This is a genomic window from Mesorhizobium sp. M0894, assembly GCF_040319725.1.
GTDB lineage: Bacteria > Pseudomonadota > Alphaproteobacteria > Rhizobiales > Rhizobiaceae > Mesorhizobium.
The window spans coordinates 380,849-402,210 of the sequence record NZ_JAMYOG010000003.1 but is presented as its reverse complement, the minus strand read 5'-3'; the positions used below and the strand labels follow the sequence as shown (position 1 = coordinate 402,210).

Here is a 21,362-nt window from a genome sequence, read left to right as displayed (position 1 = left end):
ATGACGGCGGCATCCATCGAGAATGGGCTAAAATCGTCGGCTCGCGCCACGAGGCGGGCGCGCATGCTGCGCAGCCTGCTGCCGGCACTGTCGTTGGCGCTGGTGCTCATCGCTATCGCCTGGCTCAACCCGCGCGCCATCAGCTATTTCGGCTTCAGCCTGATGCTCAATCTGGCGATCCCGATCGCGCTGGCGACGATCGCGCAGATGTTCGTCATCGCCGGCAACGAGCTCGATTTGTCAATCGGCACCTTTGTCGGCTTCGTCGGCTGCGTCACGGCGACATGGCTGAAGGACGCGCCGTTGCTCGGCGTCGTCATCCTGCTCGGGTCGATCGGTGTCTACGCGCTGCTCGGCGCGCTGATCCATCTGCGCAACCTGCCCTCGATCGTGGTGACGCTCGGCATGAGTTTCGTCTGGCAGGGCCTGGCCATCCTGATCCTGCCAAAGCCCGGCGGCAAGGCGCCGGACTGGCTGCTGGCGCTGATGGCCTTCAAGCCACCCTTCATTCCGTTCCCGATCATCGCGGCATTGCTGATCGCGGCGGTCGTCCACTTTGGCCTGATGCGCACCTCCTATGGTGTCATCCTGCGTGGATCGGGCGGCAATTCAGCCGCACTCAAGCGCGCCGGCTGGTCGCTGCTCCGTACCAAAATCGCGCTGTTTGCGCTGACCGGCCTGTTCGGCGTTTTGTCCGGCATGGCGCTGATCGGCATCACCACCTCGGCCGACGCCAATATCGGCAATGGCTACACGTTGCTTTCGATCGCCGGCGTCATCCTCGGCGGCGGTGAGTTCGTCGGCGGCCGGGTGTCGCCGATCGGCGCCGTCATCGGCGCGTTGACGCTGGCGCTGGCCGCATCGCCACTGCTGACGTTCATGCACATTCCGCCCGACTGGCAGGTTGCCGCCAATGGCGCCATCCTGATCATCGTGCTGGCGGCCCGGGTGCTGATCAGCCGCAGGGAGAGGTGAGCATGGTCTCGCTGCGGACACTGCTCGCCAGACCCTGGATCTGGTCGTTCTTCGGGGCGCTGCTGGTGTGGCTGGCGACGATCGCCTTCACCGGCGGCTATGGCGGAGGCGGGATGATCACGGCGGCGCTGTCGCTTGCCGTCTTCACCGTCATCGTCGGCGTCGGCCAGATGTTCGTCATCACGCTCGGGCCGGGCAATGTCGACCTGTCGCTGCCGGCCAATATCGGCCTTGCCAGTGCTGTCGCCATGAAGGTCATGGACGGCAATGATGCGATGATCGCGGTCGGGCTGCTGGCCGCGCTTGCCTGCGGCATGGCGATCGGTGCCGTCAACTACCTTCTGATATGGGCGCTGCGCATTCCGCCGATCATCGCGACGCTGTCGGCCAGCTTCGTCATCCAGTCGGTCGACATCAGCTATGGGCGCGGCTTGCAGATCAAGCCGCCGCCGGGCTTTGCCGATTTCACCAACTGGCAGGTGTTCGGCATCCCGGTGCTGGCGATCCTGACCGTGCTGTTCACCATCGGCGCCGGCATCGTTTTGCAGCGCATGATCTACGGACGCTCGGTGCTGGCGATCGGCCAGAACATCCGCGCCGCTTGGCTGGCAGGCGTCAATGTCGGCCGCACCCGCTTCCTCACCTACACGCTGTCGGGCGCGCTCGGCGGCCTCGACGGTGCACTGCTCGCCGGTTATTTCCGCGGCGCCAATGTCGATATCGGCAATGAGTATCTGCTGGCGTCGATCGCGGTCGTCGTCATCGGTGGCACGTCGGTAGCCGGCGGCAAGGCCAATGTGCCGGGGGTCTGGGGCGCGGCGCTGTTCCTCGTGCTGCTGTTGACCATGCTCAACACGTTCGGCGTAAGCGTCGGCGTGCGCCTGGTGCTGACCGGGCTGATCATCGTCGGCGTCATCACCGCGGCCGGCGGGCAGAAGGCGCTGCGCTAAGGCAAGGCCACCCGGCGGCGAGAGGATATCGATCCGGCCCGCAAACATGTGGTTCCCATCCACATGCCAGCGCTGTAAATCCGTCGGGCTCCTGGCCAACATCATTGTATGAGGTTTGCGTGCCCGATTTCGTCAGCACTACAAGGCACGGCAACGTCGCGCTGGTGACCATCGACAATCCGCCGGTCAACGCGCTGAGCTTCCATGTGCGCGAGCCGTTGATGCGGGCGCTCGTTTCCCTGCGGGACGAGCCGTCGGTGGGAGCAATCGTGATAGCCTGCGCCGGGCGGACCTTCGTCGCCGGCGCCGACATCACCGAATTCGGCAGACCGGCGCAGCAGCCGGAATTGCGCGCCATTGTCGCCGTGCTGGAAACCATCGCCAAGCCGACGGTCGCCGCCATTCACGGCACTGCCCTCGGCGGTGGCCTGGAACTGGCGCTCGGCTGCCATTTCCGTGTTGCCGACCGAGCGGCAAGGCTCGGCCTGCCGGAAGTCAAGCTCGGCCTGCTGCCGGGCGGCGGCGGCACGGTTCGCCTGCCGCGCTTGGTTGGTCCGCTGAAGGCACTCAGCATGATCGTTTCGGGAACGCCGATCAATGCGGCCGAGGCGCGCGCCGCCGGTCTGGTGGATGCCGTCTTCGATGGCGACCTGACCGCGCAAGCGGTGAGTTTCGCCAGCGAAACGGCCGCGAAAGGCGGTCCGTTCACGCCGGTGCGCGACCGCAACGATCGCCTCGACCAGGCCGACTTGCCGGCCTTCGACAAGGAGGCGGCAACGCTTGCGGGCAAAGCGCGCGGTCTCGAGGCGCCGATAGCCTGTGCGCAGTCGGTCCGCAACGCCCTCACGCTGCCCTTCGACGAAGCGCTGGCGGCCGAACGCGACCTGTTCGTCAAGCTTGTCGCCGGCGACCAATCACGCGCGCAGCGGCATTTGTTCTTCGCTGAACGTGAGGCGGCAAAGCTTGCCGGCAAGGATGTCGTCAGGCGCAAGATCGCCCGGGTCGGCGTCATCGGCGCCGGCACGATGGGCGGCGGCATCGCCATGGCGTTCGCCAATGGCGGTCTTCCCGTGACCTTGCTGGAAACAACGCAGGAAGCATTGCAACGCGGGCTGGCGACGATCGACAAGAACTATGCCGTTTCCGTCACCCGCGGGTCGCTGAGCGAAGACGCCAAGCGCCAGCGGCTGGCTTTGTTCAGGGGCAGCACCGACTATGCAGACCTCGCCGATTGCGACCTGATCGTCGAGGCTGTGTTCGAGGAAATGGCGGTCAAGAAGGAGGTATTCGGCAGGCTCGATGCGGTGGCCAAACCGGACGCGATCCTTGCCACCAACACCTCTTATCTCGACGTCAACGAGATCGCCGCTTCGACGTCGCGGCCGCAAGATCTCCTTGGCATGCATTTCTTTTCGCCGGCTAACGTCATGAAGCTTCTGGAAATCGTCCGCGCCGACAAGACCTCGCCGGACGTGCTGACGACCATCGTCGATCTGGCGCGGCGGATCGGCAAGGTGCCGGTCGTCGTCGGCGTCTGCCACGGCTTCGTCGGCAACCGCATGCTGGCGGCGCGGGGTGCGGAACTGGAGGCGCTTCTGCTCGAGGGTGCAATGCCGCGCCAGGTCGACCAGGTGTTCACCGATTTCGGCTGGCCGATGGGGCCGTTCCAGATGAGCGATCTCGCCGGCCTCGACATAGGCTGGCGCAACCGCAAGGCGCGTGGCCAGACGGCTGACATCGCCGACACGTTGTGCGAACAGGGCCATTTCGGCCAGAAGACCGGCAGCGGCTTCTATCGCTATGAGAACGGTTCGCGCACGCCGCTGCCCGATCCGGAGGTCGAAGCGCTCATCCACAACAAGGCTGCTGAACGCGGCATTGCACCGCGGGCAATCGGCGCCGAGGAGATCATCGAGCGCACGCTCTATCCGATGATCAACGAGGGCGCCAAAATCCTCGAGGAACAGATTGCCGCCCGCGCGTCCGATATCGACGTCGTCTGGGTCAACGGCTATGGCTTCCCGATCGGCAAGGGCGGGCCGATGTTCTGGGCAAGCCGCGAAGGCGTGGACAAGATCATCCGGCGGCTGGATCACTGGCACCAGCAGACCGGCGAGGACGTCTTCCGGGCGGCACCTCTGCTCAGGCAGATGGCCGAAACCGGTTCCTGGGACGGCGCTGCCGGCTGAACTTGGGACTACCGAATCCGTGCGTCCATGATCTCGACAAAACGCGCGAACAGACCCGCCTGCGACTTTATCTTGAGCTTGCGGTAGATGTTGCGGCGATGGACTTTTACGGTTCCCGGCACGATGCGCATCGCCCTGGCGATTGATTCCGTGGAATGGCCCTGAAGCACCAGATCGACGACATGCTGCTCGCGCGGCGTGAGCGAGAGGCTCTTCCAGATGTGAGCACGTTCGAACTCGCTGACTGGAGCAATCGTTTCGTCCTGCTTCGTCTCTGCCGGTTTGTCGGCCGGAAGATCATGCCAGCGCAGCCTGATGAGATTGATCACCGCAGGCGCCATGTCGCGCAGCAACCTCGCATCGGCGGTTCCGAAAGGTCCCGAAGCGCGCAATCGCATCAGCGAGAGCACCAGTGCGTCCTTTCCCGGCAGCGGCACAAAAAAGCCGACCTCCTCCGCAAGTCTGGTCTGGCTGTAATAGGAGCGGTAATATTCGCTGGCATAGAAGCGATCCGGCGCCAATTCGCGCATGCGCCAAAAGCCTTCCTTGCGCTCGACCGCAGCATGGTGGAACGGATCGAGCAGATAAGGCCCTTCCTGATAGAGCGCGACGAAGACGTGGCTGTCGGCCGGCGAGAATGTCTCGAACAGCAGCGGCGGGCGTAAGGCGCCGCGATAGCCGAAGATCACGCAATGATCGAAGCTGACATGCTGCCGGAGCCAGGCCACCATTGCCTTGCCGAAAAGCTCGCCGCTGGTCTCCCGCGTCGCTGCGATGAGCGCAGCGAGCCGGCTGTATTCATCGCTGCGCGAAACGCCCAATTCATACCCCTCCAGACGAGAAAATAGACGAAATATACCACTTGGGAGGTATATACTAGCCGCCATTGGCTCTGATAGCGTTTCGAGATCAACTAGCCGCTGGAGCCCGCAGCTTTGACCGCAGTGCCCGACATCGAGTTTCGCGGGGTCACCAAACGCTACGGCAGCGTGATCGCGGTCAGCGGCATCGATCTTGCCATCCCGCCGTCTGCCTTTGTCGCCTTGCTCGGGCCGTCCGGCTGCGGCAAGACAACCTGTTTGCGCATGATCGGCGGCTTCGAACAGCCAAGCGAAGGCGCGGTATTCATCCGTGGCCACGACATGGCCGGCACGCCGCCCTATCGGCGGCCGGTCAACATGGTGTTCCAGCAATATGCGTTGTTTCCGCATCTGGATGTCGAGGACAACATCGCCTATGGCCTGCGCCAGGCGCGGCCGCGCCTGTCGTCGCGCGAGATCAGCCTGAAAGCAGGCGAGGCGCTCGCCATGGTGCGGCTTGCCGGCTATGGACGCCGCAAGATCCATGAGCTTTCCGGCGGCCAGCAGCAGCGTGTCGCCCTGGCGCGGGCGCTGGTCAACAAGCCGGCGGTGCTGCTGCTCGATGAGCCCCTGGCGGCGCTCGACAAGAAGCTGCGCACCGACATGCAGATAGAGCTGCAGAACCTGCAGCGCGAGATCGGCATCACCTTCGTCCTGGTCACCCACGATCAGGAAGAAGCACTGTCGATGAGCGATTTCGTCTGCGTCATGAATGGCGGGCGTATCGTCCAGCTTGGGCAGCCGAGCGAAATCTACGACGAACCCGCCGACCTCTTTGTCGCCGATTTCGTCGGCAAGACCAATCTGTTGAGCGGCAAGGTCGTCGGGCTCTCGGGCAAGCTCGTCGAGGTGGCGCTTGCCGATGGCACTGTCATTGCCGCGCGCAAGCGGACTTCGCTGGCTCAGGGTGAAGCCGTTTCGGTCAGCCTGCGCCCTGAATCGCTAAGCCTCGGCGCGCCCGGAAGCGGCCGGCTGAACGGGCTTGTCCGCAACCGGATCTTTCTCGGTTCGACCGCGGAATATGCAATCGAGGTCCAGGGCATCGGGACGCTGCTCGCAAAGGCCGATCATCTGATTGGCGGTGGAAATCTCTTCAAGCCGGGTGAACCCGTTGCCATCGGCTTTGCAGCCGGAACGCCGCTGGCGTTTCCGGAGAATAACGGAACCAACCAGAGGGAAAACAAAAATGTCGAAATCATATCGTGACGGACTGCCGATAAGCCCTGAAAAGTTCGTCGATCAATTGATGCGCCTCAAGCGGGGTTCCATCGGCCGCCGCGAGTTCCTTGGCCTTACCGGCCTGGGCATAGCAACGGCGGTGATGGCCCGCGAGCTCGGCATCATGCCGACGCCGGCTTTCGCCCAGGAAGGTCTTGGCGACCGCATGTCGATTGCCACCTGGCCCAATTATCACGACCCGGCGACGTTCGAGAATTTCCAGGCCGAGACCGGCGTTGCCGTCGAGGTCAATGTGTTCGGCTCAAACGAGGAGATGCTGGCCAAGCTGCAGGCCGGCGCCTCGGGCTGGAGCCTTTTCGTTCCAACCAACTACACGATCTCGACTTACAAGAAGCTCGGCATCATCGAAGCGCTCGATATGGCCAAGCTTGCCAATTATGACGGCTCGCAAGAAGACCCGCGCTTCACTGGGGAAGGCACCATCGACGGCGTGACCTACGCTGTGCCGAAGAATTGGGGCACCACCGGCTTTGCCGTCAACACCAAGAAACTGGCCAAGCCGATGACGAGCTGGAAGGAATTCTGGGACACGGCGATGGCGGAGGGCGACGGCCGGACCATGGTTCATGATTACCAGCTGACCACGATCGGCAACGCGCTGAAATATTTCGGCTTCTCGTTCAACTCGCTGAAGCCGGACGAACTCGCCAAGGCGGAGGAATTGCTGCTGAAGGTCAAGCCGCATCTGTTCGCGGTCTCCAGCGACTACCAGCCGTCGATGCGTGCCGGCGACGCCTGGATGACGATGTGCTGGACCAATGACGGGGCGCAGCTCCACCGCGACAGCCCCGAAATCGCCTACGTGCTTGGCAAGGAAGGCGGCGAGATCTGGACCGACTTCTACGCAATCCCCAAGGATGCACCCAACAAGCCTGCGGGTTATGCCTTGCTCAACTATTTGATGAACCGGAAAGTCGCGGTCAGGGAGCACCTGGCCAACGGTGCGCCTTCCACCGATGCGCGGGTCAATGCGCTGCTGCCCAAGGAGGTGCTGGAAAATCCGATCCTCTATCCGGCGGCGGATCTGCTCAAGCCACTCGAATTCGGTGCAGCCGCGACCTTGACCGACCCGGGCCGGGCCGAATTGATGGCACGCTTCAAGTCGGCTTGAACCGGGCGGACCAAAGGTCCGATGCAGGCAACTCCCCCGGCGGACAGATGTCCGCCGGCATCGGGGCGATTTTTCAATGCGCAGCAATGTTCTTCGTCACAATCTCCTGACCGCCCTGCTGCTCGGTCCGGCGACCGCATGGCTGTTGGTGTTTTTAGTTTTGCCGTTCGTGGCGATCGCCGTTTTCAGCGTCGGCGAGCGGGCGCCGGAAGGCGGCTATCAGGCCGCTTTCACCTTGGCGCAGTATGCCAATCTTCCGGCGCGGGCGACCGCCTTCTGGAACACCATGGTGCTGGCGCCGGCCGGTGCACTGGCCTGTCTTCTCGTTGCCTATCCGGTCGCCTATTACCTCGCCTTGCGCGCGCCGGAGCGGTGGCGGCTGATCCTGCTTGCGCTTGTCGTCATCCCGTTCTGGACCAGCCTGCTGATGCGGACTTATGCCTGGATGTATGTGCTTGGCGGGCGCGGCGTCCCAGCTCTGCTGGCCTATGTCGGGATGGAGGATGTGCGGCTGATCAATACGCCGGGAGCGGTTCTGCTCGGCATCGTCTATGGTTATCTGCCGCTGATGATCCTGCCGATCTATGTCAGCCTCGAGCGGCTCGATCGCCGGCTGCTGGAGGCCTCCGCCGATCTCGGCGCGACGCCGATCTCGACATTCCTCGGCGTGACGCTGCGGCTGTCGCTGCCAGGTGTGATGACCGGCTTCTCGCTGGTCATGATCCTGTTGCTCGGCGAATATCTGATCCCAACGCTACTCGGCGGCGGCAAGGTCTTCTTCATCGGCAACGCGCTGGTCGATCTGTTCCTGCAATCGCGCAACTGGCCGTTCGGATCGGCAATCGCCATAACCCTTGTAGCGGTTTCCGTGGTCGTGCTGCTTGCCGCGAACCGCATTTCGACACGGCTTTCGGGTGCCCGCCGGGTGGACCTGATCTGATGCGTGCCTTCGTCGTTGCGGTCTTTGCCTTTCTCTACCTGCCGATCGCGCTGGTGGTGCTGTTCTCGTTCAACGCCGGCCACCACGCCAGCGAGTTCACTGGCTTCTCGGTGCAATGGTACGGCAAGGCACTGGCGAACCCGTTCCTGGTCGAAGCGCTGAAGAACAGCCTGTTAATCGCCACGACCAGCGCCTTGCTCGCGGCACTCTGCGGCACCGCGGCGGCGCTTGGCCTGGCGCGTGTCGGCGCGCGGACGCGAGCCGTCTTCGATGCGCTTTTGGGTGCTGCGATCGTCGTTCCTGGCGTCGTCATCGGCATCTCGACGCTGGTCGCGCTGGTCCAGCTATTCGGGGTGGTCAACCCGTTTGTCGCTTCGCTGTGGCCGAACGATCAGCCACCGCGCCTGGCGCTCGGCTATGGCTCGATCATCGCCGCGCACGGGCTGTTTTCGATGGCGCTGGTGGCGATGATCGTCGGCACGCGCCTCGGCAGCCTCGACCGCAATCTGGTCGAGGCTTCGAGCGATCTTTACGCCACCCCGCTGACGACGTTCCGCAGCATCGTGTTGCCGCAGATCATGCCGGCGGTGGTCGCCGGCTTCCTGCTCGCCTTCACATTTTCCTTCGACGATTTCATCGTCGCTTTTTTCGTCGCCGGCGCGCAGACGACATTGCCGATCTATGTCTTTGCCTCGATCCGGCGCGGGGTCACGCCGGAGATCAATGCCATCGCGACGATCGTGCTCGTCGCCTCCGTTCTGCTCGTGGTGCTCGCCCAATGGCAATTGCGCCAGCGAAAACCATCCCACTGAAAGACAAAAACATGATTCTGAAAGATCGCATCGCCGTGGTGACGGGCGCCGGGTCGGGGATCGGGCGTGCCGGCGCCATGATAATGGCCAGGGAAGGCGCGCTCGTGGTGATCGCCGACAGGGACCAGGCGGCGGGGGAAGCAACCGCTTCCGACATTCGTGCGTCCGGCGGTCGGGCCGAAGCCGTCGCCACCGATGTCGGCGACGATGCGGCGGTCGAGCAGCTCGTCGCAGGAACGCTGGGCCGGCATCGGCGGATCGACATCCTGCACAATCATGCCGGGATCCAGGTCGGCGGCACGCTGACCGAAGTCGGCGCCGACGGCATGGATGCCTCCTGGCGGATCAATGTGCGGGCGCAGTTCCTCGCGGCCAGGCTGGTCATGCCGTCGATGATCGCGCAAGGCGGCGGGGTGATCCTGAATACCGCCTCGAATTCGGGTGTGTTCTACGACCGCGAAATGATCGCCTACGCGACCTCAAAACATGCCGTGGTGGCGATGACCCGGCAGATGTCGCTCGACTATGCCCGGCACAATGTCCGCGTCAACGCGTTGTGCCCCGGCTGGGTCGACACGCCCTTCAACGAACCGTTTATCGCGCAGATGGGCGGGCGGGCGGCGATCGAAAACTATGTCCGCACCAAGATCCCCATGCAGCGCTGGGCCAGCGCCCAGGAAATCGCCGAAGCGATCCTGTTTCTCGTTTCCGACCGCTCGTCCTTCATGACCGGGCAGGCGTTGGTGATCGACGGCGGTGAAAGCATCGGCTGATCCGCAGCTCCCGGCGGGCGGGAGCTGAAATTCCCTTTGGCCTAACGGCCGGCGGCAAGATGTGCTTTCGTCTCAAGGAGAATGCGGCCAACATGGCTGGGCCGGGAGCAGAAATCGTCAGCGCAAAGGGAAGCTGCATAATGGCCGAGGCCTATATCTGCGACTATATCCGCACGCCGATCGGCCGCTTCGGCGGTTCGTTGTCGGCGGTGCGTGCCGACGATCTCGGCGCAATCCCGCTGAGGGCGCTGGTCGAGCGCAATCCCGGCATCGACTGGGCTGCCATCGACGACGTCGTCTATGGCTGCGCCAATCAGGCCGGTGAGGACAATCGCAATGTGGCGCGCATGGTACTGCTGCTGGCCGGCCTGCCGAAGGAGATTTCCGGCTCGACCGTCAATCGCCTCTGCGGTTCGGGCATGGATGCCGTCATCATCGCAGCGCGCGCGATCAAGGCCGGCGAGGCGGAGCTGATGATATCCGGCGGCGTCGAATCGATGTCGCGCGCACCGTTCGTGCTGCCGAAGGCCGAGACCGCGTTTTCGCGCAATGCCGAAGTTCACGATACCACGATCGGCTGGCGCTTCGTCAATCCACTGATGAAGAAGCAATACGGCGTCGATTCGATGCCGGAGACGGGCGAGAACGTGGCGGAAGAGTTCGCCGTCTCTCGCGCCGACCAGGATGCGTTTGCCGTGCGCAGCCAGGACAAGGCGGTCGCCGCACAAGCCAATGGCCGGCTGGCAAAGGAAATCACGCCGGTGACGATCGCGCAGCGCAAGGGTGACCCGATCGTCGTCTCGAAGGACGAACATCCGCGCTCGGGTACCACGATCGAGGCGCTGGCCAAATTGCCGACGCCGTTCCGGCAAGGCGGCACGGTTACGGCCGGCAACGCGTCGGGCGTTAACGATGGTGCCGCGGCGCTGATCGTCGCCTCGGAAACCGCCGTGAAAAGATACGGGTTGACGCCGATCGCCCGCATCCTCGGCGGTGCCACCGCCGGCGTGGCGCCGCGCATCATGGGCATTGGTCCGGTGCCGGCCACGCAGAAGCTATGCGCCCGGCTCGGCCTGGAGCCGCAACAATTCGATGTCATCGAGCTCAACGAGGCCTTCGCCTCGCAAGGCATCGCCGTGCTGCGCCAACTCGGCATTGCCGAGGATGCGGAGCACGTCAACCCGAATGGCGGCGCCATCGCGCTCGGCCATCCGCTCGGCATGTCCGGGGCGCGCATCACCGGCACGGCGGCATTGGAACTGCGCGAACGCGGCGGCCGCTACGGCCTCGCGACCATGTGCATCGGTGTCGGCCAGGGCATAGCGGTGGCGCTGGAGAGATTGTGAGCGAGCAACTCCGGCCGTTCTGAAGGTGCGGCTGCGCGAATTCCCACGTCGTTCCGCCCTTCAAATTTGACCATGTGGACAAAAGCCGGGCACCGTTCCATAGTTCCTTCGCTGATATTCCAGAGAAGAGAGCCGGCTCGACACGGCGCCAATCAGAGGGGCATGCAATGGACAACGGGAAGAGCAGAATCCAATCGAAACGCGAAGGGCTTTCGCGACGCAACGTGCTGGAGCTGGGCGCGCTCGGCCTTGCGGCGGCGATGCTGCCGGGCAGCGCCTTTGCTAAGACCAAGAAGCTGAAAGTGGCGGCGATCTTCGCCACGCCGATCGAGGAGCCGTGGGACAACCAGATCCACGTCGCCCTGCAGAAGGCCGAGAAGGAACTCGGCATCGAGTACAAATGGTCGGAGAAGGTGCAGACCGCCGATTTCAGCCGTGTCATGCGCGAATATGCGCAAGGCGGCTATGAGCTGGTGCTGGGCGATGCCTTCGCCGCCGAGCGCGAATCCCGCAGGACCGCCAAGCAGTTCCCGAAGACCGCCTTCCTGTTCGGCTCCGGCGCCGGGCCGGCCGAGCCGAACTTCGGCGTTTTCGACAACTGGATTCACGAGCCGGCCTATCTGTCCGGCATGATCGCCGGAAAGATGTCGAAATCGGGCACGATCGGCGCGGTCGCGGCTATGGGCATTCCGGAAGTGAACCGGCTGGTCAACGCCTTCTTTGCCGGCGCCAGGGAGGTCAATCCCAACATCAAGAAGAAGGTCGCCTTCATCGGCTCGTTCTTCGATCCGCCAAAGGCAAAGGAAGCGGCTGTTGCCCAGATCGACGCTGGCGTCGACGTCATCTATGCCGAGCGCTTCGGCGTCATCGAAGCGGCGGCGGAGAAGAAGATCCTCGCCATCTCCAACATGTCGGACCAGTCGAGCCTCGGCCCCGACACGGTGATCACCGGGCCGGTCTGGGACATGTATCCGACCGTCGAGCAGGCGATCAAGCTGGTCAAGGCCGGGGTCTTCACCGCGCAGGATTACGGCGATTTCTCGCGCATGGCCAAGGGCGGCTCCTACCTCGCGCCGTACCATAAATTCGACAAGACGCTGCCGGCCGAGGTCAAGGAATTGGTCGAGAGGAAGAAGGCCGAGATCCTCGACGGCAATTTCCGAGTCGACGTGGACGAGAATACGCCGGTCTCGGACTGAGTGCGCCCGCCCCTCCCCCTTGAGGGGAGGGTGGCCCGCAGGGCCGGGTGGGGTCCTCCGCGACGCGCTCCGTCTCTTAAGTCAAAAGTCGAGGCGGTTGAGGCGACCCCTCCCGCCTCGCTTCGCTCGGTACCTCCCCGCAAGGGGGAAGGGTATCCGCGCCATCTCTCACCAGGAGTGCCCTTGCCCGCCCCTCTCATCGAAATGCGCGGCATCACCAAGAGCTTCGGCGCCGTCAAGGCGAACGAGGCCGTCGATCTCAGCGTCGCGCCGGGTGAAATCCTCGGGTTGCTCGGCGAAAACGGCGCCGGCAAGACGACGCTGATGAACGTGCTGTTCGGCGCCTATGCGCCCGACGCCGGCGAGATCCTGGTGCAGGACCGGCCAGTGGCGATCAACAGCTCGGCCGATGCGCTGGCCGCCGGCATCGGCATGGTGCACCAGCATTTTCATCTCGCACCGCGACTTTCGGTGCTGGAGAACCTCTTGATCGGCATTCCCGGCAGATCGGGCCGGATCGACCGCGCCGGGGGGCTGGCGCGGCTCGCCGAGATCGGCCGCCAGCATGGGCTGGCGCTCGACCCGGACCTTCCCGTTTCGGCGCTGTCGGTCGGCGAGCAACAGCTGCTCGAAATCGTCAAGGCATTGTTTCGCGGCGCAAGGCTGCTGATCCTCGACGAGCCGACGGCGGTGCTGGCGCCAACCGAGGTCGACGGACTGTTTTCGGCGCTGCGCTCGATGGCGGCACAGGGGCTCGGCATCATCTTCATCTCGCACAAGCTCAACGAGGTGCGGGCGCTGACGCATCGCTGCGTCGTGCTCAGGCACGGGCGCGTTGCCGGCCGCGTCGATACGCCGGCCAGCACGATATCTTCGGAGATGGCGCGGCTGATGTGCGGCCACGAGATCGTGCCTCCGGCCAGGGGACCGTCGACACCGGGTCCGGCGGTGCTGACCCTCGATGGTATCTCGACATCGCATCATTCCGGCATGGCGCTGCGCGATGTGTCGCTGTCGGTACGCGGCGGCGAGATCCTCGGCATTGCCGGCGTCTCCGGCAACGGCCAGCGGGCGCTTGCCGAGGTCATCTCCGGCGTGCGAGCGCCCGATGCCGGCCGCATGACGATAGCCGGCAAAGCCGTTTCGCGGTTCTCGCCGAGCGCAGTGCAGGCGCTCGGCCTTGGCCGCATCCCGGAAGACCGTATGACGACCGGGCTGGTCACCAATCTGCCGCTTGCCGATTCGATGGTGCTGCCGCGCATCGGCACGGTGGCGTTCAGCCGCAACGGCCTGCTCAGACAGGATGCGATCCGCACCTTCGCCGAGGCGCAGATCAAGGCCTACGATATACGTTGCCCCGGGCCGATGACGCGCGCCGGGGCGCTGTCCGGCGGCAATCTGCAGAAGGCGCTTTTGGCGCGCGAACTCGCCTTCGACCCAAAGGTGCTGATCGTTTCGCAGCCGACACGCGGCCTCGATATTGGTGCCGCGCGCTTCATCCACGAAAAATTCCTCGACATGCGCGCCAAGGGCTGCGGCATTATCGTTATCGGCGAGGACCTGGAAGAGTTGCTGATGCTCTGCGACCGCATTGCCGTGATGTATGAGGGCCGCATCGTCGGCACGCTGAACAGCGCCGATGCCAGCGTCGCCAGACTCGGGTTGATGATGACCGGGGCGGAGGCCTGATGTTCCGTCTCGAGGCCCGCACCTCAACGCCCGCCTGGTTCAATCTGGCGCTGCCGCTGCTCGCCATCGGCGCGACGCTGATCCTGTGCAGCGGCCTCATTGCATTGGCCGGCGCCGGCGTCGTCGAGGCATATGGCGTGATGTTTTCGGCGTCGTTGGGCGACAGCTACGCCATCACCGAAACGCTGGTGCGTGCCGCGCCGATGATCTTCACCGGTCTTGCCGTGGCGGTCGCTTTCCGCGCCAAATTCTGGAACATCGGCGCCGAAGGGCAATTGCTGGCCGGTGCGGTGGCGAGCTGTGCCGTCGGCGCCATCCCGATGCCGGGGCCGCTCGCCATGTTGCTGATGGCGCTGGCGGGCGCCGCCGCCGGCGCGGCCGTCGCCCTGATCCCTGCCACACTGCGGGTAAAATTCAGGGTCGATGACGTGGTCAGCTCGCTGCTGCTCAATTCGGTCATTTTCTACGCGCTGATGGCGCTGATCGAGGGCCCATGGAAGGATAGTTTCAGCGGCTACCCGATCTCGCCGCCGATCGAGGATTCAGCGAATTTCCCAGTGCTGCTCGAAGGCACGCGACTGCATCTCGGCGTCGTCGCGGCGCTGGTCGCCGCACCGGTCATCTGGTTCGTGGTCGCGCGCACGACGCTTGGTTTCCGCATCAGGGTCACCGGCGAGAACCCGGAAGCCGCGCGCTATGGCGGCATCAATGTCGAGCGGGTGCTGATTTCGACGGCGCTGCTATCAGGCGCGCTGGCCGGCCTTGCCGGCGTCGGCGAGGTCGGCGGCGTGCATTTCCAGGTGATGAGCGACATCTCGCCGGGCTATGGCTATTCCGGCATCGTCGTCGCCATGCTGGCGAGGCTCAATCCGCTCGGCGTCGTGCCGGCGGCGATCTTCCTTGCTGCCGTCATGACCGGCGCCGAGGCGATGTCGCGGGCGACCGGCGTTCCGGCCTTCCTCAGCGATGTCATCCAGGGAACGGCGCTGCTCGCCATGCTGGTGGCGCTGCTGTTCACCGCCTATCGCATCCGTCGCGTGGGAATAGCCAAATGAGCGTGGTGCTGGAGCAGATATTCCAGGTCGGCTTCCTGGCCGCCATCATCCGCATCGCCACGCCGCTTGCCTTCGCGACGCTGGGCGAGATGTTTTCCGAGCGCGCCGGCGTGCTCAATCTCGGCATCGAAGGCATCATGCTGTTGTCGGCAATGACCGGCTTCACCGCGGCGAGCCTCAGCGGCAGCCTTTGGCTTGGCGTGCTCGCCGCCGTGCTGACCGGCGCGCTGATGGGCGCCGTGCATGCGCTGTTCACGGTGGCGCTCGGCCTCAGCCAGCATGTCTGCGGCATCGGCGTGACGCTGTTCAGTTCAGGCCTTGCCTATTTCCTCTACAGGCTGATCTTCGGCCAGCAATCGGTACCGCCGAACATCAAGGGGTTCGAGACGCTGCCGATCCCGATATTATCCGGTATTCCGGTGCTTGGGCCGGCGGTGTTCAACCAGTTTTCGCTGGTCTACATGGCAATGCTGTCTATTCCCCTGGCCGCCTTCGTGCTCTACCGCACGCCATGGGGCCTGTCGGTCCGCATGGTCGGTGAAAACCCGCGCGCCGCCGATTCGGCAGGCGTCAGCGTCATCGCGACGCGCTCCCAGGCGGTGATCCTCGGCGGCGCCTTGATGGGGCTTGCAGGCGCCTTCCTGTCGATGGCGCAATTCAACGCTTTCACCTTCGGCGTGGTTTCCGGGCGTGGCTGGGTGGCGATCGCACTCGTCGTCTTCGGCCGCTGGGATCCATGGCGCTCGGCAGGCGCCGCACTGCTGTTCGCCTTCGTCGACGCGCTGCAATTGCGCATGCAGGCAAGTGGGCTCGGCCACATTCCTTATGAGGCGTTCCTGATGCTGCCCTTCATCTTCACCATCGTCGCCATGGCGGTGATGTCGCGCAATGCGGTGGCTCCTTCGGCACTGCTCAAGCCGTTCCGGCGCGAAGAGCGGTAGCGGCGCGCCGTCGTTCACATCGCGGTAAAGCCGTTATCCACGAACAGATGGGCGCCGTTGACGAAGCTGGCCTCGTCGCTGGCCAGGAACAGGGCTGCCCTCGCCACCTCTTCCGGCTCGCCGATCCGCCCCTGCTGCGCCGCCATTGCCGCGTCTGAGACATCGACGCCGAGTTTGTCGAGATCGGCGACCTCGCGCAGGCCATGCGGCGTCCTGATGAAGCCGGGGCAGACCGCATTGCAGCGGACGTTGCGGTCGCGGAATTCGACGGCAATGGCACGCGCGAACATGTGGCAGGCACCCTTGGTGGTGTCGTAAAGCACCTCCATCGGCGTCGCCGCCACCGCCGAGATCGACGAGGTGCAGACGATGGAACCGCCGCCGGCGGCGATCATGCCGGGCAGCACGGCGCGCGTCATCAGGAACATCGAACGCACATTGACGGCATGCAGCCAGTCCCATTCCTGCAGCGTGGTCTCCAGGAAGGGTTTGATGACGATGGTGCCGGCATGGTTGAACAGAACCGTGACCGGGCCGAATTTTTCCATCACGCCCTTCACCGCCGCTTCGACCTGCCGCTCGTCCGATACGTCGGCGACCCAGTGCTCGGCGACCTGGCCGCGTTGCCTGATTGCCGCTGCGGTGGCAGCCGCCGCTTCGCCGTTGCGGTCGATGATCGCCACCTTGGCGCCCTCCGCCGCGAAAAGCTCCGAGGCCGCACCGCCCATTCCCGTCGCGCCGCCCGAAATGATGGCGACCTTGCCGGCCAGTCTTGTACCCATGTTTTGCTCCCTGCTGCCTTGCCGTGACGTCGCGGCTTTCCGCTCAAGCAGCGATGCTATCCCTCATCCATTGGATGGCCAAGGAGCCACAGACACATGGACCGGACGTTTTCTGCCGTCACCCCGGCACGCCTCAAAAAGGCAGCGCTAAGCAGTAAAAGCACTAATTTGTCTAGCAGTTGGAGAAAATTGTTCTAAAGATCGCGCGAAAATAGCACTCGACAAAGTCTACTGATTTTATAGATTAAGCGCCGAGACGGAGGTCGATATGTCCTATAGCCAGAACGCTCAGACTGCCCGCAAAGGCCAAAGGCTGAGTTCCGACCAGGTATGGCGGCCGGCCTACGCCGGCGCTTTCGCTTATCTCGTCTTTGCCCTTGCGTTCGTATTCACCGGGGCAGTGGTACTGGGGCTGATCCCCTGATTTGTAAAGGCTCTGATCGTCGAGGCTTCCTCGGGATAGCGGCCTGCCGTTTGCAGAAATTCCGGAGTTGAATGAACCGAATGCCGGTGCGCTTTCGCGCGCCCTGATTCAACGTGATGGAGGAGATGGCAATGCCGATCGAGTTCACGCATGTTCCCGGTAAGATCCACGCTGCCGACGCCAGCTTTTTCTACGACTTTGTCGAGACCGCGACGAAGCTGTCACTGATCGAGGATGCCGGATTCCAGAAGATCGTCATCGACGACCAGGCCGGGCTGCTGACCAATATGGACCTTGCCGCCCAGACGCTGGACCGGACCTCCTCCCTCGAGGTCGTGCTCACGCATTGGGCGGGCGTGATCGAACCAACCGTGGCGGCGCGGCAGCTCGCTGCCCTCGACGCGAGAAGCCGTGGCCGGCTGTCGCTCAGGATGCTCAGCGAGCCGCTGAGCGACGACGATGCCGAGGCACGTCCGGCCGGCCATACGGTGGTCTGGCAACGCATCGACGAATATCTGGTGCTACTGAAGCGGTTGTGGTCGAACGACAGGCCGTTCGACCATGAAGGCGCCTTTTACAGCGTCAACGGCGGCTATGTGCCGCGCAAGGGGCCGCATGGTGCCGACGTGACCATCCGCATGGGCGGACAGTCGGGCACGGCGCTCAGGGTCGCGGGCAGGCATGCGGATGTGTTCGAGCTGGCGCCCGGCTCGCTTGCAGAAATCCGACAGTCAATGGAGCGCGTACGCGGCGCTGCCGCCGAACACGGTCGGGCCGGCAAGCTGCGTTTCGCGCTTCCCGTCCGAATCCGTTCGGAAGATAAGCCGGCCGCTTCCTGCCAGAAGGCGCTCGAACTTGCCGGGCCGCCGGCGCAGGTCGCGCTGTCGCTGCTTTCCTACGCCGCTTTGGGGATCAAGGAGTTCATGATCGTCGGCGTCGACAGGCCGCGCGAGATTGCGACTGCCGGCCGCGAGGCGATCGCACTGCTGCGCAACTCGCTGGCGCGGCGCGAGGCCGATATCCCTCAGCCGGGGGCGTTTGCGTCCCGTGCGACACAGGGCGCGAGAGCCGGCTGCTGAAGAGCCCCCGTCGTCCCGCGCCTTGCTGACGGGTCTACCACCATTCCGGGAAAGCCGCGTGAGCGGCCCTGGCCAGCGTCGGGATTTCCTGATCGGGAACGGAGCTGTAGGGCCAGAGCAGTCGCGGGCCGAGTGGCGCCCAGCCGCCGGCCGCCGCCATCGCCTTGTCGAGCGCTGCATCGCTGACATTGTAACGGGTGCGAAACGGTAGGACATGTGCGGCGAGGAAGGCCTGTATGCGGGCCTCGACCTCGGCAGCGGCGGCCATGTCGGTGCGGATCATCTGCCACCACTGTACCGCACCCTTCGGGTTGAGGCAGGCAACGTTGGAATAGCTGCCATGGGCTCCCCCAGCATAGCCTGTCGCCAGCGTGTGGCCGGGGACGAAGACGGAGAATCCGTCCAGTTTGTGGCGCATATCGGCATACCAGTCGGCGTCACCGCCCGGCAGTTTGGCGCCGACCAGCGACGGCACCGCCGCGCGCAGCCGGGCGATGCCTTCGAGTGTCAGGCGACGCTTGGCGTGCGGCGGGTTGTAGAGCACCAGCGGCGTTTCGGGCGCGGCCTCGCAGAGGCGGCCGACAAAACGCATGACCTCGTCGTCGCTGGGCGGCCACCAGTCGGGCAGTGTGAATTGCACCGCCGCCGGGCCAAACGCCGAGACCCGCGTCAGCCGCTCCAGTGCGACGCGCGGATTGGACTGGCTGATGCCGATCTGGAAAGGAAGGCGCGCGCCGCCGGCTGTTGCGGCGACCAGCCCACAAAGCCGGTCGAATTCGGGCTCGGTCTGGCAATGGAATTCGCAGGCCGTGCCATTGGAATAGACGCCGTCGACGCCTGACGCGCAAAGCCGCGCGATCGTCTCTTCCGTCGCCTGCCAGTCGATCGCTCCGCGATCGTCGATGGCCAGCATCACCGCGCCCCAGACGCCGCGCGGTGCGTGTGCGGGCAAGCGGGCCAGATGGTCGTCGAGGTCAGCGTGCACCGGCGATCTCGTGTTCGTGGCGGGTTTCGTTCGACGCGAAGGCAGCCTCGATAATGCCGATGATCTTGCGTGCATAGAGACCGTCGACCGGCACCGGCGTGTCGTCGGCAATGGCATCGCGCATCGCGCTCCATTCGCGCACCAGCGCGTTGTGCATCCAGTTCGGTTCGAATGAACCGGGCAACTCGGTCCAGACCGTATCGCGTCCAAGCATCGTGCCGCGATCCATGTCGATGCGCAGCGTTCCCTGCTCGCAGACCAGATCCATGGCGTAGGTGGTAGCGCCGGTGCGATAGCCGATGCTCTGCACCTGGCCGATGCCGCCGCCGGCGAAGCGCAGCCCAAGCAAGGCGCTGTCGTCTGCTTCCTGGTCATGGAACTTGGCGCCGAGCATGCCGCTCACCGACACGACATCGTCATCCATCAGCCAGACCAGGCGGTCGAGCGCGTGGATGCCGGCCGTCAACAGCATGCCGCCGCCGGTCGACTTGCGCAGATGCCAGTCGCGGCGATTGTGCTCCATCCATAGCTTGATGATCCAGCTCGATCCGATGAGCGGCCGGCCGAGCTCTCCTTGCTCCAGCTTCTGCCTGGCTGCCATGCAGGGCAGGGCGAAATGCATGAGATGGGCGACCATCAGCTTGACGCCGCTATCGGTTACGGCGGCGTTGATCGCGTCGCAGGCAGCCGCCGTCGGCGCCATCGGCTTTTCGAGCAGGATGTGCTTGCCGGCGTTTGCTGCGCCGATGGCCATTTCGGCATGGAGATGGTGCGGGGTGGCAATGAGGACCGCGTCGACCTCCTTGTCGTCCAGCAGCTTGCGCCAATCAGTGTAGCCGCAGCCGCCATATTCGGCGGTGAAGCGCTGCAGCGCATCGGCATTTCCACGAGAGGCGGCGACGAGACGAATGCCTCCCACCTCACGGATTGCCCGCGCATGGGCTGCGCCGAAATCGCCGGCGCCGATAATTCCTATCCCAATCATGATCCTGCCTTTTCATAAGCGGCGTCGATCAGAGACATCGCCGCAACATAATCCTCGATGGACACCGGCGGAGGCGCCTTTCTGGCCAGCCGGTCAAGCGTATCGCGCATGAACAGACGATAGCGCGTTGCCGGCAGTTCGACCGGCAAATCGGCAACGGCCGCATCGTCGAGCGTTGCGCAGGTGGCATGGTCGCCATGATCGATGAGGGTGGCATTGGCACTGACGATACGCCACTCGAAGTCACCGCCGGGGCGCATCGAGGCAAAGGTGTAACCGGCCTCGACGATGAACACCGCGCCGGCCTCGTCTTCCAGCACCAGCAGCGCATGGTCCTCGACCGGGCCGGGATGAATGCGGTTCGCGATCGAAACGCTTTTCAGGCCGAGCTTGCCGGTTGCGAGGCTGAGTGCCGCGTCGACGCCGTGTATGCCGAGATTCCTCAACGCACCCCCGCCGCCAACCGCCGGATCGACGACCCAGGCGACACCGTCGGCGATGTAGCGTTGCGGCGGGCCGTTGAGCAGCCGGAACTGGCAATGCGCCACCGGCCCGGCGCGACCTTGCCGGCGCAGCCGTTCAAAGCCGGCAACGGCCGGCCCGAAACGGTTGGGCAGGGGAACAGCGACAAAAGCCTGGTGCTGCCTGGCAAGCTCGCGCAGCGCCATCAGTTCCCTCGTATGGCTGGCCGCCGGCTTCTCCAGGATCAACGGTATCCCTGCCGCGATGATCGCGCGTGCCCGCGCCGGCACCCTCGAAGGGTGCCCCATCAACAGGATCGCATCCGGCGGGCTGGAGAGTATCTCCGTGAAATCTTTGATAAACGGCAGATCGTGGTGCGCGGCGAACCCATGCGCTTGGCCAGGATCCTCGTCCCAGATTCCGGCGATCTCCGCACCGTAAAAGCGTGCGGCGTCGAGGTGCATTTCGGCGTGCCAGTGGCTCGAGCCGGCGAGGGTAATCTTCATTCGAAGGCAGCAGGTTTGTTATGGGCTTGCAGGATATCCTACAAGTAGCTATACGACAAG

At 64.4% G+C, this 21,362-nt stretch carries 20 protein-coding genes; 15 read left to right on the top strand and 5 right to left on the bottom strand.

Going from position 1 to position 21,362, the window contains the following annotated elements:
* From NKH91_RS08265 to NKH91_RS08255, 3 genes are all read left to right on the top strand, one after another.
* Positions 1-975: an ABC transporter permease gene (locus NKH91_RS08265; RefSeq protein ID WP_023721361.1), complete on the top strand. Its 975-nt coding sequence runs from the start codon at positions 1-3 to the stop codon at positions 973-975.
* A 2-nt stretch (positions 976-977) separates the two neighbouring features.
* Positions 978-1,925 carry an ABC transporter permease gene (locus NKH91_RS08260; protein WP_023721360.1) on the top strand — a complete coding sequence of 316 codons (948 nt, stop codon included), beginning with the start codon at positions 978-980 and terminating at the stop codon, positions 1,923-1,925.
* 119 nt (positions 1,926-2,044) lie between these two features.
* The gene (locus NKH91_RS08255) at positions 2,045-4,114 is read left to right on the top strand and encodes a 3-hydroxyacyl-CoA dehydrogenase NAD-binding domain-containing protein (RefSeq protein WP_352845299.1); all 2,070 of its coding nucleotides are present in this window, start codon (positions 2,045-2,047) and stop codon (positions 4,112-4,114) included.
* An 8-nt stretch (positions 4,115-4,122) separates the two neighbouring features.
* Here the strand turns inward: NKH91_RS08255 and NKH91_RS08250 are convergent, their stop codons facing one another.
* Positions 4,123-4,935 carry a response regulator transcription factor gene (locus NKH91_RS08250; RefSeq protein WP_352481005.1) on the bottom strand — a complete coding sequence of 271 codons (813 nt, stop codon included), beginning with the start codon at positions 4,933-4,935 and terminating at the stop codon, positions 4,123-4,125.
* A 114-nt stretch (positions 4,936-5,049) separates the two neighbouring features.
* Between NKH91_RS08250 and NKH91_RS08245 the strand changes: the two genes are divergently transcribed.
* The 10 genes from NKH91_RS08245 to NKH91_RS08200 all read left to right on the top strand — a co-directional run bounded on the left by NKH91_RS08245 (position 5,050) and on the right by NKH91_RS08200 (position 16,079).
* Positions 5,050-6,180 carry an ABC transporter ATP-binding protein gene (locus NKH91_RS08245; RefSeq protein WP_352788040.1) on the top strand — a complete coding sequence of 377 codons (1,131 nt, stop codon included), beginning with the start codon at positions 5,050-5,052 and terminating at the stop codon, positions 6,178-6,180.
* Positions 6,161-7,324: an ABC transporter substrate-binding protein gene (locus NKH91_RS08240; protein WP_352845297.1), complete on the top strand. Its 1,164-nt coding sequence runs from the start codon at positions 6,161-6,163 to the stop codon at positions 7,322-7,324. Before NKH91_RS08245 ends, NKH91_RS08240 begins: the two co-directional genes overlap by 20 nt.
* Before the next feature lie 76 nt (positions 7,325-7,400).
* Positions 7,401-8,264 carry an ABC transporter permease gene (locus NKH91_RS08235; protein WP_352481004.1) on the top strand — a complete coding sequence of 288 codons (864 nt, stop codon included), beginning with the start codon at positions 7,401-7,403 and terminating at the stop codon, positions 8,262-8,264.
* Complete coding sequence (locus NKH91_RS08230; protein WP_023721354.1) at positions 8,264-9,076, top strand: ABC transporter permease; 813 nt, start codon at positions 8,264-8,266, stop codon at positions 9,074-9,076. The genes NKH91_RS08235 and NKH91_RS08230 overlap by 1 nt, the downstream gene beginning before the upstream one ends.
* A gap of 11 nt (positions 9,077-9,087) precedes the next feature.
* Positions 9,088-9,849 (top strand): SDR family NAD(P)-dependent oxidoreductase, encoded by a 762-nt coding sequence (locus NKH91_RS08225; protein WP_023721353.1) that lies wholly within the window; start codon positions 9,088-9,090, stop codon positions 9,847-9,849.
* Positions 9,850-9,989: 140 nt separating this feature from the next.
* A complete protein-coding gene (gene pcaF, locus NKH91_RS08220; protein WP_352494090.1) occupies positions 9,990-11,195 on the top strand; it encodes a 3-oxoadipyl-CoA thiolase in 1,206 nt (401 codons plus the stop codon).
* A 167-nt stretch (positions 11,196-11,362) separates the two neighbouring features.
* Positions 11,363-12,394, top strand: a complete 1,032-nt coding sequence (locus tag NKH91_RS08215) for a BMP family protein (protein ID WP_023721351.1) — start codon at positions 11,363-11,365, stop codon at positions 12,392-12,394.
* A gap of 183 nt (positions 12,395-12,577) precedes the next feature.
* Positions 12,578-14,083 (top strand): ABC transporter ATP-binding protein, encoded by a 1,506-nt coding sequence (locus NKH91_RS08210; RefSeq protein WP_352857113.1) that lies wholly within the window; start codon positions 12,578-12,580, stop codon positions 14,081-14,083.
* Positions 14,083-15,138 (top strand): ABC transporter permease, encoded by a 1,056-nt coding sequence (locus tag NKH91_RS08205; RefSeq protein WP_023721349.1) that lies wholly within the window; start codon positions 14,083-14,085, stop codon positions 15,136-15,138. Before NKH91_RS08210 ends, NKH91_RS08205 begins: the two co-directional genes overlap by 1 nt.
* Positions 15,135-16,079, top strand: coding sequence for an ABC transporter permease (locus NKH91_RS08200; protein ID WP_352480999.1), 945 nt, complete (start codon positions 15,135-15,137; stop codon positions 16,077-16,079). Before NKH91_RS08205 ends, NKH91_RS08200 begins: the two co-directional genes overlap by 4 nt.
* A 14-nt stretch (positions 16,080-16,093) precedes the next feature.
* Here NKH91_RS08200 and NKH91_RS08195 read toward each other — a convergent pair whose 3' ends face one another.
* Positions 16,094-16,861, bottom strand: a complete 768-nt coding sequence (locus NKH91_RS08195; protein ID WP_352480998.1) for an SDR family NAD(P)-dependent oxidoreductase — start codon at positions 16,859-16,861, stop codon at positions 16,094-16,096.
* Between the two features lie 268 nt (positions 16,862-17,129).
* On the opposite strand from NKH91_RS08195, the gene NKH91_RS08190 reads away from it, so the two are divergent.
* Together NKH91_RS08190 and NKH91_RS08185 are read left to right on the top strand one after the other, a co-directional pair.
* Positions 17,130-17,285, top strand: a complete 156-nt coding sequence (locus tag NKH91_RS08190; RefSeq protein ID WP_292657228.1) for a hypothetical protein — start codon at positions 17,130-17,132, stop codon at positions 17,283-17,285.
* A gap of 131 nt (positions 17,286-17,416) precedes the next feature.
* A complete protein-coding gene (locus NKH91_RS08185) occupies positions 17,417-18,364 on the top strand; it encodes an LLM class flavin-dependent oxidoreductase (RefSeq protein WP_352480997.1) in 948 nt (315 codons plus the stop codon).
* Positions 18,365-18,398: 34 nt separating this feature from the next.
* Here NKH91_RS08185 and NKH91_RS08180 read toward each other — a convergent pair whose 3' ends face one another.
* Genes NKH91_RS08180 through NKH91_RS08170 form a run of 3 tightly spaced genes read right to left on the bottom strand, consistent with a single transcriptional unit; the run spans position 18,399 to position 21,302 of the window.
* Positions 18,399-19,349 carry a dihydrodipicolinate synthase family protein gene (locus NKH91_RS08180; RefSeq protein ID WP_280940428.1) on the bottom strand — a complete coding sequence of 317 codons (951 nt, stop codon included), beginning with the start codon at positions 19,347-19,349 and terminating at the stop codon, positions 18,399-18,401.
* Positions 19,339-20,334 (bottom strand): Gfo/Idh/MocA family protein, encoded by a 996-nt coding sequence (locus NKH91_RS08175; protein WP_023721344.1) that lies wholly within the window; start codon positions 20,332-20,334, stop codon positions 19,339-19,341. Before NKH91_RS08175 ends, NKH91_RS08180 begins: the two co-directional genes overlap by 11 nt.
* Positions 20,331-21,302, bottom strand: a complete 972-nt coding sequence (locus tag NKH91_RS08170; protein ID WP_352883943.1) for a Gfo/Idh/MocA family protein — start codon at positions 21,300-21,302, stop codon at positions 20,331-20,333. The genes NKH91_RS08175 and NKH91_RS08170 overlap by 4 nt, the downstream gene beginning before the upstream one ends.
* Positions 21,303-21,362: the final 60 nt, after the last annotated feature.